Origin of the sequence: Streptomyces sp. NPDC008238 (assembly GCF_042956445.1) — a bacterium.
GTDB lineage: Bacteria > Actinomycetota > Actinomycetes > Streptomycetales > Streptomycetaceae > Actinacidiphila.
In genome coordinates this window covers 321,145-335,397 of the sequence record NZ_JBIBGK010000001.1, presented here as the reverse complement: position 1 = coordinate 335,397, position 14,253 = coordinate 321,145, and the positions used below count along the sequence as shown (strand labels likewise).

The following is a 14,253-nucleotide window of genomic DNA, read 5'->3' as shown; positions in this document are numbered from 1 at the left end:
CCGGCCCCGGTCCGGCATGCGGCCGTCCGACGTGCCCGGCCGGCCGGGAGCGGTGGCCTCCGCCGCGGCGACCGGTTCCGCGGGCGTGGCGGACCCGGCCGTCGGGGTGGGGTCGGCCGCCGAACACGGGAGGCAGAGGGACGATGCGACGGGCAGGACGGCGGCGCCGCGGCGTACGCCCGCACGGTGGCCGGCCGGCTCGCCACCGGGCCCGGCTGACCGGCCTGGCCGAGGTCTTCCTGCGCGTGCACCCCGACGACGCGGCCGCGCTGCGCTGCCACCTCGGGGCGGGTTTCGCCCCCGTCACCCCGGAACTGGCCGCGGAGTGGAACGTGCCGCAGCCGGTCGCGTACGTCCGGCTGCGGCACGCGGCCTGAGCGGGCCCCTCCGGACGGTCCCGCCGGGCCCGCGCAAGTGTGCCCTCGCGACGATCCCCGACCCGACGCATTGACATGTCCGCCTCACTCGCCGACGCTTGAGAGCGCTCTCACGCACCGTTCCGCCACTCCCCCGGCGTCCCTCCACCCCCCACACGAGGAGGAAGTCGCGTGCACATCCGACGCAACCCCGTCGCGGCCCTGACGGCCGCACTGCTGATGACGGCCGGCCTCGCCGTCCTCGGCACCACGTCCCCCCGCGCCGAGGCCGCCGTCCCCGCCACCATCCCGCTGACCGTCACCAACAACTCCGGCCGCAGCGAACCCGTGTACCTCTACGACCTGGGCACCGAACTCGCCACGGGCCGCCAGGGCTGGGCCGACGCGGCCGGCACCTTCCACCCCTGGCCCGCCGGCGGCAACCCGCCGACCCCGGCGCCCGACGCCTCGATCGCCGGTCCCGCGAACGGCAGGTCCGTCACCATCCGGATCCCCAAGTTCTCCGGCCGCCTCTACTTCAGTTACGGCCGCAAGCTGGACTTCCGGCTGACCACCGGGGGCCTGGTGCAGCCCGCGGTGCAGAACCCCTCCGACCCCAACCGGGACGTCCTCTTCAACTGGTCCGAGTACACGCTGGGCGACTCCGGCCTGTGGCTCAACAGCACCCAGGTGGACATGTTCTCCGCCCCGTACGCCGTCGGCGTCAAGCGCGCCGACGGCAGCACCACGACCACCGGGCACCTGGTGCCGGGCGGCTGGAGGGGCTTCTTCGCCGCCCTGCGCGGACGGACGGGCGGCTGGGCCGGCCTGGTGCAGACCCGCTCCGACGGCACCGTGCTCCGCGCGCTCTCCCCGGGCCACGGGATCGAGACGGGCGCGCTCCCGCGCACCGCCATGGACGACTACGTCAACCGCGTCTGGCAGAAGTACTCCACGGCGACCCTGACGGTCACCCCCTTCGGCGACCGGCCCGGCACCAGGTACTTCGGACGCGTCTCGGGCGGCGTCATGAACTTCACCGACGCCTCGGGAGCCGTCGTCACCTCGTTCCAGAAGCCCGACGCCGCCAGCGTCTTCGGCTGCCACAAGCTGCTCGACGCGCCCAACGACGCGGTGCGCGGGCCGATTTCCCGTACGTTGTGCGCCGGCTTCAACCGCTCGACCCTGCTCACCAACCCGGCCCAGCCGGACACGAGCGCGGCCGGCTTCTACCAGGACGCGGTCACCAACCACTACGCACGCGAGATCCACGCACGGATGGCCGACGGCAAGGCGTACGCGTTCGCCTTCGACGACGTCGGCCACCACGAGTCGCTGGTCAACGACGCCAACCCGCAGCAGGCGTACGTCACGCTGGACCCGCTCGACTAGCGTCGTCGCCTCCCCCTCCCGCCGTGTGGGAGAGGACCGGCACGCGGGACCGGCGCGCGGGTCGGGCGCCCAACCGCCGGACCGGGCCGCCCCGTTACCGTCCGCCGGGAGGCAGCCGCCGTGCGCGCGGCGGGCGCACGGCGGAGCGGCTCACGCTCCGCCGAGCTGTCCCTGCGCGAGGCGCGCGACGTGGTCCCACTGCTCCAGCCCGGCGAGCCGGCCGGCGTACTCGGTGCGCAGGGCCTCCAGGCCGCCGGTCCCGAACAGGGCCCGCAGGGGCGGCTCGGGCGCGTCCACGAGCGCGAGGAGGGCCGCGGCCGTGGCCGCGGGATCGCCCGGCGTGAACCCGCTCGCCTCGGCCCCCGCGTACAGCGCCTGCCGGGCGTGGGCGTACGCCGGGTCCTGCAGGACCTGCGGGGACGCGGCGGCCAGACCGGTGGGGAACATGAGCGGCTCGATCAAGGTGACGTGGATGCCGTAGGCGGCCACTTCGGCGGCGAGCGACTCGCTCATCGCCTCCAGCGCCCACTTGGTCGCCTGGTAGACGCCGAGCGCCGGATAGGCGACCAGGCCTCCGAACGAGGAGACCTGGAGGATCCGGCCCGCGCGGCGCTCCCGCATCCCGGGCAGCACGGCACGGGTGGCGGCCAGCGCGCCGAAGTAGTTGACGTCCATCTGGGCTTTGGCCTGTTCCTCCTCGATCTCCTCGACGGCGCCGACCAGCATGTGACCCGCGTTGTTGACCAGTACGTCGATTCCGCCGAACGCCGCCTCGGCGCTCCGCACGGCGTCGCGGACGGCCGCGGTGTCGGAGACGTCGAGCCGCAGGGGCAGGAAACGGTCGCCGTACCGCTCGGACAGCGACGTCAGCGCCGCCTTGTCGCGGGCGGTGGCCGCGAGCCGGTCACCGCGGGCGAGGACCGCCTCGGCCCAGTGGGCGCCCAGTCCGCGGGACGCTCCGGTGAGGAACCAGGTCCGGGGGGTCGTTGCCTTGCTCATGGGGATCTTCTCCGTCGTCGTACGACCGGGCGGCTCCCGGTCCGGTGACCAGCGTTCCGCCGATCGGAGAAGGCAGGCAGAGTCGCCCTACCCAGGGATCGGCGGTCTCTGGCTGCCGCTCCGGCCGTGACGCAGACTCGAAGGGTGGACAGCAAGCAGTTGGCCGATTTCCTGCGGGTGCGCAGGGAGGCGCTCACCCCCGGCGACGTCGGCCTCCCCGCCACGGGGCGCCGGCGCACCCCCGGACTGCGCCGTGAGGAGGTCGCGCGCCTGGCCGACATCTCCACGGACTACTACACGCGCCTGGAGCAGGACCGCGCGCCTCAACCGTCGCCGGGCGTGCTGCGGGCGATCACCAGGGCGCTGCGCCTGACCCTGGACGAGCGCGACCACCTCTTCCGGCTGGCCGGGCACCGGCCGCCGGACCGCAGGCGGTCCGACGAACACGTCGCGCCGAGCCTGCTCGCCGTACTGGACCGCCTCTCCGACGTCCCGGCCCAGGTGATGACCGACCTCGGGGTCACCCTGGTGCAGAACGACCTGGCACGGGCCGTCTTCGGCGACCTCACTCGGCTGCGCGGTGCCACGGGCACGGCGGTGTACCGCTGGTTCACCGACCCCCGCGTCCGGGCCGGGTATCCGGTCCAGGACCACGCGACGGAGTCCCGGGCGCTGGTCGCGGACCTGCGGGCGGCGGTCGTCCGCCGCGACGACGCGCAGGCCAGGGACCTGGTCGAACGGCTGCTGGGGGCGAGCGCGGAGTTCGCGGCCCTGTGGCGGCTGCACGCGGTGGGAGTGATGCGCGGCAGACGCAAGCGGATCCAGCACCCCGAGGTGGGCCTGCTGGAATTCGACTGCCAGATGCTCGTCGACGACGACCGCACCCAGATCCTCGCCCTGTTCTCGCCTGCCGCGGGCACACCGACGACCGAACGTCTCACCCTCCTCAGTTCCCTGGGACCGCTCGCCGCGCAGCGCGCTTCCGGCTGAGCCGCCCCCCGAACGACCGCCCATCGCGACCGGGCGCCGGGAGGTGCCTGGTCCGGCGCCGTGACTGCGTTTGCGACTGCTCCCAGGCCGACGGCGGGCACCCCGGCAAGGGTTCCTGGTCACCGACACGCTGCGTCTGCTGCTGGCAGTTCACATCATGGCCGCGAGTGTCCAGGACCCCGACGGAGCCAAGCGCCGGTTGCTGTGGGCGCGTCTGGACCATCCGGCCATGCGGAAGGTCTGGGCGGACCAGGGCTTCGCCGGACGTCTGGTCGACTGGATGGCCCAGATCCTCGGCCGCGAGCTGGAGATCGTTCGCAAGGACCCTGGGCAGCGAGGCTTCCAGGTCCAGCCCAAGCGGTGGGCGATCGAGCGGACCTTTGCATGGCTGACCGCCCACCGCAGGCTGGCCCGCGACTATGAGCACCATCCCGCGCACGCCGAGACCATGATCCGCTGGGCCATGATCGGCGTTATGACGCGCCGGCTCGCCCGGGGGCGCCCGGCCACGCGTCCAGGCCCCCGCCCCTTGCATCGCACCACTGGGGCGCAGACCCGGACCCGTAGGCGATGATCGCCGTATGGAGCGTGTCGTAGACCTCGACGAAGCCGTTGCTGCCGTTGCGGACCGTCGGCCTGCATGGCTGGCCGCGGGGCTGGTTGCCGACCCCGTAACCTGGCGCGACGAAGCGGACGCGTGGCCGCAGCAGCTGAAGACAGGTCGCTCCCGAGTCAACGACCCGGACTCAGTCGGCATTCGTCTGCACGGCCCGGACGATGCCGAACTCCTCGTTGTTCTCTACCGTGGCGGGTGGGCCGACGTTGACTACATCGCTGATGCCGACGACGCCGGTGTAATCCCTGCCCCGACGGTGGGCTCCGCTCAGGCGTTCGCGTCGCTACTCGACGCATGCATCACTCGCGTCTTCGGCATCAACTACGACGTTGGACAGAGAGCAGATCTCAAACGCGGTCTCAGGGGTAGCCGTCGCAGCGGCACTTCGAGCCCTCATTGAGGTGCACGATCACCAGCTCCCGCCGCCGTCCACGGTTGGCGGAGCCGACGTCAAGAGGTTCTGCACGCGACGCCTTTTCAAAGCGGGGGCCCCGCACCACCGCCCACTCGGTGTCCGTCAGGTCCGACGGATACCGCCGGACACGGTGCGGAGGATCGGCCGCGCACGCCCAGAGCGGCGCCTACGGGACCTGCAGGAGCGAGACCAGCGGCCGGTCCTTCACGCGACGTTGCTCGACACTTCAAAGCGTGAAGAACGGCCGTCCTGCTGTCTCAGGAAGGAACCAAGATCAGCAGGTCAGATGACCCAGCGAGGTCAAACAACAAGCTTAGAAGGCGTGGCCAAACCTACTGGCATCCTCAGGTACAAATCGCGCTTCCGGAAAAGCTGGATCAGAGCTTGGATCCCCAGGCGGCAGGATCCGGGCCAGAGCCTCGAAAACTCTCCTCATCGCGTCGTCGGTATAGTCAGCCAAGGTTTCTGACGCCTGCAACAACGCTCCCCCTGACCGAAGCGGGATGACGCGGGTGAAAGCGCCGCACTGCTGGAGTTCGCCACTTCCGCCCAGGCGTTGCAGTAGCTCCTGGGGGCATACGGTGACCCATGCGTAGCCTCGGAGGTAGGTGCGGCCTTCCGGGATGGATTTATCAATATCCCGCAATAGCGCGATATCCAGGTTCGTTTCATCGTCGAAGATGCCGTACTCAATTCGCGCAAATACGGGATTAACCTCGTCCAGCGCGGTCGCTAGAAACTCAACGAGCGCCGCACAGAATGCTACATCCGCCCGTTGCTCGTGATTTGCTTGCAGCGCTATAGAGAACTGAGAAAATGACTCACTGGGCAGAATTCGGCGGGCGCGCACTCGCCCCAGGACGTCGTCTCCGTAAAATTCTGTCACCGCCCACTCGGGCCGCTTAGCAAGCTCCTCGTCCAGACGGCTCCGATTTTTCCCGAGGTGGGCGAACTTGATTTCTTTGCCGGAGTTTGACTGCTCGATCAGCGACCTGGTGATCGCCTCCCCATGCTCTTCAGCGCGAACCAGTGGGGCGAGCGGTCCGGAGAGCGCTTTATCGAACCACTGCATTTCAGCCGCCCCAGGCGGCAGTGTGGCACGAGAATCGAGCGTAGCCTCCACGTGGATATCCATGCGGACCCTTCCTTGCTGCGACATGGGCGCGCCAGCGGAAAAAGCTGCTTTCGCCGCATTCTTTCTGGCCGGGCTGGACCGAATCTTGCTGTCTGAGAGCGCGTTTGAGATCTCGGTGCACTCGGGTGATACTTCGAATTTCGGCTCAGGTGAGGAGTCGGACGCTCGGAGAGAGTGCGCTGGTGGAGAGTGGCTGGGCACAGTGGTCGCAGGTCTGGCGTACTGGCCTGACCATGTTGGCCTGAACGCTGCATGATCCCGCCAGCTGAGACTGCGGGCAGTAGTACCCGACGTGTAGCCGGAGCCACGGTGCATCAGTTAGAGCAGAGGCTGGCTGAGCCCGCTTGATGTCGTGAAATGGTGCCCACCAGTAGTCGACGATGCTGCGGAGTGCCAGGCGTTCCCGCTCAGTAGTGACGTCGAAGCTGGCGATCCGGGCCGCGGAGGGGTGCTGGGGACGCTCCCGGTCCGACGGGCACGTCGCCTGCTCCTCACCATGCTGGAAGAGCGTCGTGCGGCCAGTGCGCTCGCAGATGAAGCAGTCCAGACTCAGTTCCAGCTTCTTCTGCCAGTGCAAGTTGTGGAAGCCCTCGCCATGGAAGGAGCCGGTCAGTTCAGTGGTGATCTCGACGCTTCTTAGCACCGGGTGATGTTCTCAGACGGGCTCGCGATTCACCGCCTGGAGTGTTGTTCGTCGCAAAGGTGTTGGGCCGAGGCGGGTGGCGGGATCCTCCGCGGGTAGTCGGCGGAGTATCACACTAATCATGGCCCGGCGGATCACGGTCTCGGCGTGGGCGGGATGCTGTTCGTAGTCGCGGGCCAGGCGACGGTGGGTGGTCAGTCAGGCGAAGGTTCGTTCCACGGCCCAACGCTTGGGCTGAACGTGAAAGCCCCCGCTGGCTCGGTTCCTTGCGAACGATCTCCACAGTGCGTCACAGGGCGGCGGCAGCCCAGTCCACCAGGCGACCGGCGAAACCCTGATCCGCCCAGATCTTCTGCACGCTGGGGTGGTCGAGCCGGGTCCACAGTAGGGAACGACGGGCGCCACTCCGGCCTGCACGCTGGCTGCCATGACGTGACGGTCAGGAGGAGCCCGAGGGTGTCTGTGACGATGAACCGCTTACGGCCCTTGACCTTCTTGCCTGCGTCGTAGCCGCGGGTGTTGGCCGGGACGGTGTCGGCGGTGCGTATCGACTGTGAGTCGATCAGCGCCGCGGTCGGCTCCGCGCTGCGGCCCTCGGCCTTCCGTACCTGGTCGCGCAGTGCGTCGTGGATGCGGCCGACGGTGCCCTCGTCGTGCTCCCGGCGGGCTCAGGGGTAGAGGCCGGCCCGGAAGGTGAACGAGACGAGCTGCGCTCGATCACGTGCGCCGACCTTCGTCATGGCACGCACCGCGTGGGTCTTCACGGTGAACGGCGACACGGACATCTGGGCCGCGATCTCGTCGTTGCCGAGACCGCTCGCGATGAGGACGACCACGTCCCGCTCCCTGGGGGTCAGGGCGCCGAAGCGCTGCAACAGCTCCCGGTCGACCACCGGGGGCGGCCGGTCGGTCATGTGGCCGATGAGCGCGGCCGTCGCCGCGGCCGACAGCGCGCCGCCGCCGGCGACGACCTCGGTGATCCCGGCGACGAGTTCGGCGGGGCTCACGGTCTTGCTCAGGAAACCGTTGGCGCCCGCGCGCAGGGCGGCGAGAACGATGTCGTCCTGGTCGAAGGTGGTCAGCACGATGACCCGCGTCTTCTCGGCGGGATGCTCCGCGCGGATCCGGCGGGTGGCCTCGACACCGTCGATGCCGGGCATCCGGATGTCCATCAGGACCAGGTCGACGGGGTGCTCCCGGAGGAAGGGGACGACCTGGAGTCCGTCGGAGAGATCACCCACGACGACGAGGGCCGGGTCGAGCCGGAGCATCACCCGGATCCCGGCCCTGATGTCGTCCTGGTCGTCGACGATCAGGATCCGTGTCATCGGACGACGGCCCCCAGGGGGCTGAACTCCGCGTGGACGCGGAACCGCCCGTCGTGGCTGTCGATCGTCAGGCGCCCGCTGGACGACTCGACGCGTTCGCGCATCCCGACGAGTCCGAGTCCGCTGCCCGGGCCGGAGCCGCGGGGTGCGGGACCGACGCGGTTCTCCACGCTGACGCGGATCCTGCCGTCGTGCTCGCGCACGTCCACCGTCGCCGTCCCCTCTCCGTGCCGGTAGGCATTGGTGAGTGCTTCCTGGACGACCCGGTAGACCGTCACGCCGACGCTGGGCTCCACGAAGCCGGCGGGGATGTCGAGGGAGGGCCGGACGTCGAGCCCGATGCTCTCGAAGGAGGCGATGAGTCCTTCCAGGCCGCTGAGAGCCGGGGTCGGCCGGAGCGCCTCGTCGTCGGAGACCTCGTCCCCGAGGCGGAGGAGCGCGAGGATGCGCTGCGTCTCGACGACGACGGTGCGGGCGCTCGCCCTGGCCGACACGAGGGCCTGCCGGGAGGACTCGGCGTCCTCGGGCAGCCCGATCTCCGCCGCACCGAGGTGCAGGCTCAGCATCGCGACCTGGTGGCCGATGACGTCGTGGAGATCCCGGGCGATCCGCAGTCGTTCCTCGGTGACCCGTCGGGTGGCTTCGATCTCACGGGTGGCGATGGCGCTCTCGGCGCGTTCCTCCAGGATCCACCAGTGGGCCCGGTGGATGCGGAGCGCGGCCCCCGTCGCGCCTCCGGCCACGGCCGAGAACACGGCGGCGGCCCCGACGACCGCGCCGCCCCGGAACCCGCCGAGCGTCATGAACGCCCCCAGGAAGAACGCCGCCACGATGCCCGTTCCGGCCAGCGGCTGCTTGCCCCTGAGGGTGACCGAGAACAGGACGAGCACGGCCATCATCCACACCGACAGGGGGTCGTGGCCCACCGCTGTGACGGCGAAGGACGCCGCGCTCGTCACGACCAGTCCCGCCCACGGCCTCCACCACGACAGCGTGACGCCAACGCCGGCGAGGAGCACGGCCAGGGCCGTCGGCCAGTCCGAACCCCGCAGGACCACGGCCGCGATCTGCCCGGTGAACGCCAGCGCGGCCAGTGCGTAGGCGCCGCGGTGCAGCACCTCGGGGCGGCGGACCCACAGCGGTGCCGCGAGCACGTCCTGACTGTTCTGCGCCTTGACCATGAGCCGATTGTCGTCCACGGGTGCGGCGGGCGTGTACTTCGAACGATGTAGACCGCGCGGCCGTACCGGTCGACCGGGACGGCGGGGACGCGTGCCGTCGAAGCGGAGGGCGGAACTACTTCGTTCGAAGTACGCGGCCCTTCCCGAGGCGCCCGAGACTCGTCCTCGAGGCGACCGCCTCACACCGTCACGATCACCACGGGACACCCGATGACTCAGACCACCGTAACCTCGGCCACTTCCCCGACCCCGGCCACGACGACGCCTTCCGGGCTGCGATCGCTCCACCTGATCCGGGTCGTCTTCTCCCTGATCTGGGTGGCGCTCCTCGCCACGACCTCCGCCTCGCTCGTGTCGGCGGACAGTCCCACGGTGATCGCGGCCGTACTGCTCGTCGTCTACCCGCTGTGGGACGTGATCGCCACGCTGCTCGAACGCCGCCTGGCCGGCGGCGGCGCCGCGGACCGGGTCGGTACCGTCAACATCGGTCTCGGCCTCGCCGCCACGGCAGGCATGGTCAGCGCCGTGTTCTCCACCATCGGGACGGCCCTCGTCGTGTTCGGCGTCTGGGCCCTCCTCGCCGGAGCCGTCCAGCTCGTCGTGGCGATCCGGCGCCGGCGCAGCGTCGGCGCCCAGTGGCCCATGGTGATCAGCGGCGCACAGTCCGTCCTCGCCGGCGCCACGATCGCCGCCACGTCCGCCTCCGCGACGAGCAGCCTGTCCACCGTCGCCGGCTACTCGGCCTTCGGCGCCTTCTGGTTCCTCGTCTCCGTCGTCGCCCTGAGCGTCCGCGGCCGCCGCGCACAGCGTTGACCAGCGACTTTCCGGCCACCTTGAGGTGAGCCCTGGCTTCGACGGCGGTCGTCGGGCACCGGCGGCGGGCCGGTGGGAACGGTGTGCGGCCGGTGAGTGTGAGCCACGCCGCAGATTCCGCCGGCCCGCAACCCTAGCCTCGGCTGGGCGTCCAACGTGAGGGGACAGCCGTCCCCCGACACCTAGGGCCTCGAGGTCACGCACATGTTCGAACATCACGACACCTTCGGCGCGAGCGCGCCGCCCCGGCTGCCCGGCTGCGGCCCGTTCTTCGCCGGGGCCTCGATCCCACAGACGCCCGGGTCCGGCCGGGGTTGCTTCCGGGGGTGGTGCGTCCCACGTCACGCCCGCGCCGGCACCGGCCGCGCTCGGCTGAGCGCCGACCTGATCACCGTCGTACGGGCCGGCCGGACAGGCGCCCGTACGACCGGGCCGTCGCCGGCGAGGCGTCGCGGCCACCATCCGGGCCGGGCGGCTGCGTCAAGGCGGCGGGACCCGTCAGCGAGCCACCGTGTCGGCCCGCTGCTCACGCAGGACGCGCTCCCGCAAGGTCAGCCCGACCTGCCGTATCCAAGCCACCGGGAGGAAAACGTCGCCGGCGGCACACAGGACCGAGGGTCTCGACGTCCGCTCTCCCCCGCGGACTTCGAGACCCTCACCCGATCCCGGTCAGGTCATGCCTGGGTGAGCACGATCTTCTTCCCTGCGGCCCGTCCGTTGACCACCCGGACGAACGCGGCCGGTCCCTCGCTCAGCGGCACGGTTTCCGGTACGAGTTGCAAGGTTCCCGCGGCGGTCCGCTCCGCCAGCCGGGCAAGCTGCGCGCCGTTGGGCTCGATGTAGAGGTCCCAGCTCGTGATGCCCCGTTCCTCCGGCGGCGCGTCCGAGGTCAGGGAGCACAGCCGGCCGCCGTCCCGCACCAAGGGCAGGGCGGCGACCGCCGTGCCGGCGGCGATGATCAGGGCGGCGTCGAACCCGCCGCGCACCTTGGCCGGCCAGTCCGGGTCGTGGTAGTCGACGACCTCCACCGCCCCCAGACCGAGCAGGCGCTTCTCGGCGGCGGGGGACGCGGTCGCGGTCACCTCGACGCCCTCGGCCGCGGCGAGCTGGACGGCCAGGGCACCGGTGGCCCCGGCTCCGTTGGTGATCAGGAGCCGCTGCCCACGGCTGAGGTCCAGCTTCTCCAGGGCCTGCAGCGCGGTGAGTCCGTTCACCGGCAGCGCCGCGGCCTGCACGGCGTCCAGCCCGGGCGGGCAGGCCGCCGTGTGATCCGCGTCGATCAGAACGCGTTCCGCCCAGAAGCCGCTGCCCGCGGGCAGCGGGGCCTCGTGCGCGAGCACCCGGTCGCCGACGCCGAACCCGGTGACACCCGCGCCGACGGCCAGCACCTTCCCGGCGCCCTCCACTCCCAGCGCCGCCGGCGGGCGCAGCCCCACGTCCCAACTGGCGTCGATCGGCAGTTCGTCCCACGGGCCGACCCCGGCCGCCTCGACCGCCACCAGGATCTGACCGGGCCCGGGAGACGGCGGTTCTGGCAACTCCAGCAGGGTGACTTCCTTCTCCGCCCCGAGCACTCCGCACGCCTTCACAGCAGCTCTCCGTCCTCTCACCGGGTCCGGCCGACAGGGAGTACGGGCCGGAAACCGACAGCAGGCACCAGTGTCGACCTCGGGACGCCCAGCGAGGGTCGTTCGCGGTCGCGGCAGCATTCGTGTCGAGCCCAGGCAGCCGGCGTCCAGGACGTGTGGTCCAGTTGACGAGCGACCGGCTGGGCCATTCGTGGAACGGGGCACCCGGACGGCACTACGACGCGGCCACCGGACCCCGTGCACGGTCCCACGACTACGGCCGCGGGCTCCCGGGCGCCGGAACACCGTGGCCGATCAGGCGGCGCAGCGAACTGCGAGCACGGTCGCCGGTCACCCGCTGCCGGTCACCCGGCCGGCGGACCCCCGCCGCCCGGCACACCCGCCGAGCGACCCGCGACGCAGCACCCAGGTCGCGGTGCGTGGGGGAAGGAATCGCACGCCCCCGCGCCGGCCCGAGTCATTCCCCGGACGTGCTCCGGGCCCGCCGCTCCGGTGCAGGGTGGTCGACTTGGGCCGGTGCCGAGACCGGCACATGACCAGGAGTCGGCCTCGTCCGGTCGGCCAAGGGTCCGCATGGCGTGCGCCGACGCGTGGCGGATGGCGGACGGGCAGGGTGCGGGGGCGGCCCTCACCAAGAAGTCGCCGTGCCCTGATGTCGGAGGCCGGCGGCATGATGAGCCCCGTGACGCACAGCGCAGAGATGCACCCGGACCGGATCCCGGGCTACGACGGCGGCCCTCTCGCCCACCTTCCCGAGCTCCTTGACGAGCCCCTGTTCTGGCTGGGGCACCTCTACTCCTGCGTGCAGAGCGAGGAGGCCGAGGAACTCCTGTTCGGCGCTGACTTCGACGCCGCCGAGGACTTCCACCGCCGGCTGTCCGGACGTACGGACTGGCCCACCTTCACCGTCCCGGTCACCGCGGGCCGCCTGCACATCGTCCACCGCAACCTCGAAGGAGACATGGGCACCGACTACCTCGTTCACCACCCCGGCTGGGACCGCGCCGAACTGCTCGCCCGGGACGACGGCCACTTCATGGGGCCCGGCCTGTCCTGGCCCGAGCTGGCAGCAGCCGCGGACAACGGCTTGAGCGGCGGCTCCACCACCGACCCGAACAGTCGCCTGCTGCTCCTGTGGCCCGCTTTCGGAGACGACGCCGTACCCGCCGCGGCCTCCGAACGCCTGGTGGCAGCGCTGCGCGCCCGAACCGCGGTGGAGGACCCCGAACAACTCGCGGCCGCCCTGTTGGAAGGCCAGGGTGCCTGCGGCCCGGCGCGCTGGACCGCAACCGGGGACGGGCCGCGCATCAACGACGGCCGCTACTCGTTCCGCAACCCCGCCAACCGCTTCGCCCTGCCGCCGGACCGCCTCGCCCGGGTGACGACAGCACTGGCTCCCTGAGCAGGGTTTCGGCGTGTTTGCGTGAGGCCAACGCGCCCCGCACGATGGCCACCTGGCGCAACCTTGCCATCGGCGCCCTACGGCTCAACGGCCCCCGCGACATCGCCGCCGGCCTGCGGCACGACGCCCGCGACGTGACCCGTCCCCTCACGCTCCTCGGGCTCACACGACCAGGAACCGGCATCCCGCCGAATCCCTGCCCACAGACCTACTCGCCCGGCAGGACTCGAACGAAGCCCTCGGTCCACTCGTCCTCATCGAGCTCGTAGGGGTCGAAGTAGAAGCACTCCGGTTCATCACGGAAGCCCGGGAGCAGCCGAGCCTGCCGCACACGCTCCTCCACCCGTTCGAGGGTCGAGTAGATGCCGAGCAGCTTCACGTCGTCACCATCCGACTCATCACAGAACACGCCACCTCCATCGACGTGCACGGTCGAGCCGTCGTCGCCGGCTTCGTTCTGGTGGCCGACATGCCACAGCGGATACACGATCACGGGCGCGAAGCTATCAGCACTCGGGTTCATGGGGCCCGCGCTGTTCGGCCCGCCTCACCTTCCAGAACCCCGAGATCACGAACCGGGCATCACGCGCCTTCGCTGAGACCCTGGCTCCCTGAGCGAGGCCGTCCTGGGACGACCTCCGCAACGACGGCAGAGCCTGAGGGGAGCGGCGCCCTGGCCGGGGGCCGGTCGGTCGGTCTCAGCTCTTCTCGACCTTGATCGAGGAGACCCTGTCGTTGAACTCACCGTCGAAGCGGGCGAGGTCGGCCGTCAGGACCAGCGAACGCCCCTTCAGGCCGGGATCGGTGTAGAGGGTGACCTTCCATCCGGCCGGGACCCGCACCGAGCTGATGATGTCGTCACCGACCTGCTCATCGGTGAGCACGGTGTACGTGCCCGCCTCGAGCTCCGCGGCCCGCCCTCCGAAGTCGTGGTGCTCGAAGACCCTGGGCACGGGTGAATCGGAAAGGCTTTTCCCGTCGATGAAGGAGCTCAACGAAAGGGTGGCCCCCTCGCGGATGCGCTGTTCAAAGCCGAATCCGAGCTGCGATTGGTCGTTTGCCTTCGCCATGCGGCTGCGCTCCTGACTTCTCGGCACTGTTGCCAGGGACAACCGGCCCATGCCGCGTTTCGGCGTCACGGACTGGGCACCCGTTCGAGCGTATGAGCGGGTCACGTCGGGTGGCGCGCAGGCTTGGCCCGATAGGGCCACACGGATGCCTCGTGCCCTGGACAGGGCCGGTTTCCCGTGCGCAACAATTCACCCCGTGCGGAAATCCTCACGATGGGGCAAGGTGGAACCGAGGGCCGAAGCGCCGGGACAGCGCCTCTTCGGAGCACAGGCTCCGGGGCGCACCGACTTGATTGCTGCTGCTCGGTGCCGGACGTCCGCACC

16 protein-coding genes are annotated in these 14,253 nt (G+C 70.7%); 7 read left to right on the top strand and 9 right to left on the bottom strand.

Annotated elements, in window-relative coordinates:
• The first annotated feature begins 143 nt into the window (after nucleotides 1-143).
• Together ACFZAU_RS01575 and ACFZAU_RS01570 are read left to right on the top strand one after the other, a co-directional pair.
• Nucleotides 144-377 carry a hypothetical protein gene (locus tag ACFZAU_RS01575; RefSeq protein WP_500550574.1) on the top strand — a complete coding sequence of 78 codons (234 nt, stop codon included), beginning with the start codon at nucleotides 144-146 and terminating at the stop codon, nucleotides 375-377.
• A gap of 219 nt (nucleotides 378-596) precedes the next feature.
• Nucleotides 597-1,748: a glycoside hydrolase family 64 protein gene (locus ACFZAU_RS01570; RefSeq protein ID WP_500551100.1), complete on the top strand. Its 1,152-nt coding sequence runs from the start codon at nucleotides 597-599 to the stop codon at nucleotides 1,746-1,748.
• Between the two features lie 150 nt (nucleotides 1,749-1,898).
• On the opposite strand, the gene ACFZAU_RS01565 is transcribed toward ACFZAU_RS01570, so the two are convergent.
• Nucleotides 1,899-2,747, bottom strand: a complete 849-nt coding sequence (locus ACFZAU_RS01565) for an SDR family NAD(P)-dependent oxidoreductase (protein WP_500550573.1) — start codon at nucleotides 2,745-2,747, stop codon at nucleotides 1,899-1,901.
• Between the two features lie 144 nt (nucleotides 2,748-2,891).
• Here ACFZAU_RS01565 and ACFZAU_RS01560 point away from each other — a divergent pair, with 144 nt between their 5' ends.
• From ACFZAU_RS01560 to ACFZAU_RS01550, 3 genes are all read left to right on the top strand, one after another.
• Nucleotides 2,892-3,737: a helix-turn-helix domain-containing protein gene (locus ACFZAU_RS01560; RefSeq protein WP_500550572.1), complete on the top strand. Its 846-nt coding sequence runs from the start codon at nucleotides 2,892-2,894 to the stop codon at nucleotides 3,735-3,737.
• 70 nt (nucleotides 3,738-3,807) lie between these two features.
• Nucleotides 3,808-4,311 carry a transposase gene (locus ACFZAU_RS01555; RefSeq protein ID WP_500550571.1) on the top strand — a complete coding sequence of 168 codons (504 nt, stop codon included), beginning with the start codon at nucleotides 3,808-3,810 and terminating at the stop codon, nucleotides 4,309-4,311.
• A gap of 7 nt (nucleotides 4,312-4,318) precedes the next feature.
• On the top strand, nucleotides 4,319-4,753 hold the full coding sequence (locus ACFZAU_RS01550) for a hypothetical protein (protein WP_500550570.1): 435 nt from the start codon (nucleotides 4,319-4,321) through the stop codon (nucleotides 4,751-4,753).
• A gap of 328 nt (nucleotides 4,754-5,081) precedes the next feature.
• Here the strand turns inward: ACFZAU_RS01550 and ACFZAU_RS01545 are convergent, their stop codons facing one another.
• From ACFZAU_RS01545 to ACFZAU_RS01525, 5 genes are all read right to left on the bottom strand, one after another.
• A complete protein-coding gene (locus ACFZAU_RS01545) occupies nucleotides 5,082-5,903 on the bottom strand; it encodes a hypothetical protein (RefSeq protein ID WP_500550569.1) in 822 nt (273 codons plus the stop codon).
• 145 nt (nucleotides 5,904-6,048) lie between these two features.
• Nucleotides 6,049-6,546, bottom strand: a complete 498-nt coding sequence (locus ACFZAU_RS01540; RefSeq protein WP_500550568.1) for a hypothetical protein — start codon at nucleotides 6,544-6,546, stop codon at nucleotides 6,049-6,051.
• A gap of 194 nt (nucleotides 6,547-6,740) precedes the next feature.
• Nucleotides 6,741-7,112 carry a transposase gene (locus ACFZAU_RS01535; protein ID WP_500551099.1) on the bottom strand — a complete coding sequence of 124 codons (372 nt, stop codon included), beginning with the start codon at nucleotides 7,110-7,112 and terminating at the stop codon, nucleotides 6,741-6,743.
• 102 nt (nucleotides 7,113-7,214) lie between these two features.
• Nucleotides 7,215-7,874, bottom strand: coding sequence for a response regulator transcription factor (locus tag ACFZAU_RS01530; RefSeq protein WP_500550567.1), 660 nt, complete (start codon nucleotides 7,872-7,874; stop codon nucleotides 7,215-7,217).
• On the bottom strand, nucleotides 7,871-9,055 hold the full coding sequence (locus ACFZAU_RS01525) for a sensor histidine kinase (RefSeq protein ID WP_500550566.1): 1,185 nt from the start codon (nucleotides 9,053-9,055) through the stop codon (nucleotides 7,871-7,873). Before ACFZAU_RS01525 ends, ACFZAU_RS01530 begins: the two co-directional genes overlap by 4 nt.
• Nucleotides 9,056-9,265: 210 nt before the next feature.
• On the opposite strand from ACFZAU_RS01525, the gene ACFZAU_RS01520 reads away from it, so the two are divergent.
• On the top strand, nucleotides 9,266-9,868 hold the full coding sequence (locus ACFZAU_RS01520) for a DUF308 domain-containing protein (protein ID WP_500550565.1): 603 nt from the start codon (nucleotides 9,266-9,268) through the stop codon (nucleotides 9,866-9,868).
• Between the two features lie 674 nt (nucleotides 9,869-10,542).
• On the opposite strand, the gene ACFZAU_RS01515 is transcribed toward ACFZAU_RS01520, so the two are convergent.
• Nucleotides 10,543-11,457, bottom strand: coding sequence for an NADP-dependent oxidoreductase (locus ACFZAU_RS01515; protein ID WP_500550564.1), 915 nt, complete (start codon nucleotides 11,455-11,457; stop codon nucleotides 10,543-10,545).
• A gap of 682 nt (nucleotides 11,458-12,139) precedes the next feature.
• Between ACFZAU_RS01515 and ACFZAU_RS01510 the strand changes: the two genes are divergently transcribed.
• A complete protein-coding gene (locus ACFZAU_RS01510) occupies nucleotides 12,140-12,859 on the top strand; it encodes a hypothetical protein (protein ID WP_500550563.1) in 720 nt (239 codons plus the stop codon).
• Nucleotides 12,860-13,067: 208 nt separating this feature from the next.
• On the opposite strand, the gene ACFZAU_RS01505 is transcribed toward ACFZAU_RS01510, so the two are convergent.
• Nucleotides 13,068-13,352 carry a DUF7336 domain-containing protein gene (locus tag ACFZAU_RS01505; RefSeq protein WP_500550562.1) on the bottom strand — a complete coding sequence of 95 codons (285 nt, stop codon included), beginning with the start codon at nucleotides 13,350-13,352 and terminating at the stop codon, nucleotides 13,068-13,070.
• Between the two features lie 205 nt (nucleotides 13,353-13,557).
• A complete protein-coding gene (locus ACFZAU_RS01500; protein ID WP_500550561.1) occupies nucleotides 13,558-13,812 on the bottom strand; it encodes a beta/gamma crystallin family protein in 255 nt (84 codons plus the stop codon).
• Between the last annotated feature and the right edge of the window lie 441 nt (nucleotides 13,813-14,253).

What these genes read in the sequence shown, in the direction of transcription:
- ACFZAU_RS01575 (WP_500550574.1), top strand. Translation starts at nt 144, where the DNA reads ATGCGACGGGCAGGACGGCGGCGCCGCGGCGTACGCCCGCACGGTGGC.
- ACFZAU_RS01570 (WP_500551100.1), top strand. Translation starts at nt 597, where the DNA reads ATGACGGCCGGCCTCGCCGTCCTCGGCACCACGTCCCCCCGCGCCGAG.
- ACFZAU_RS01565 (WP_500550573.1), bottom strand. Translation starts at nt 2,747, where the DNA reads ATGAGCAAGGCAACGACCCCCCGGACCTGGTTCCTCACCGGAGCGTCC.
- ACFZAU_RS01550 (WP_500550570.1), top strand. Translation starts at nt 4,319, where the DNA reads ATGGAGCGTGTCGTAGACCTCGACGAAGCCGTTGCTGCCGTTGCGGAC.
- ACFZAU_RS01545 (WP_500550569.1), bottom strand. Translation starts at nt 5,903, where the DNA reads ATGGATATCCACGTGGAGGCTACGCTCGATTCTCGTGCCACACTGCCG.
- ACFZAU_RS01530 (WP_500550567.1), bottom strand. Translation starts at nt 7,874, where the DNA reads ATGACACGGATCCTGATCGTCGACGACCAGGACGACATCAGGGCCGGG.
- ACFZAU_RS01525 (WP_500550566.1), bottom strand. Translation starts at nt 9,055, where the DNA reads ATGGTCAAGGCGCAGAACAGTCAGGACGTGCTCGCGGCACCGCTGTGG.
- ACFZAU_RS01520 (WP_500550565.1), top strand. Translation starts at nt 9,266, where the DNA reads ATGACTCAGACCACCGTAACCTCGGCCACTTCCCCGACCCCGGCCACG.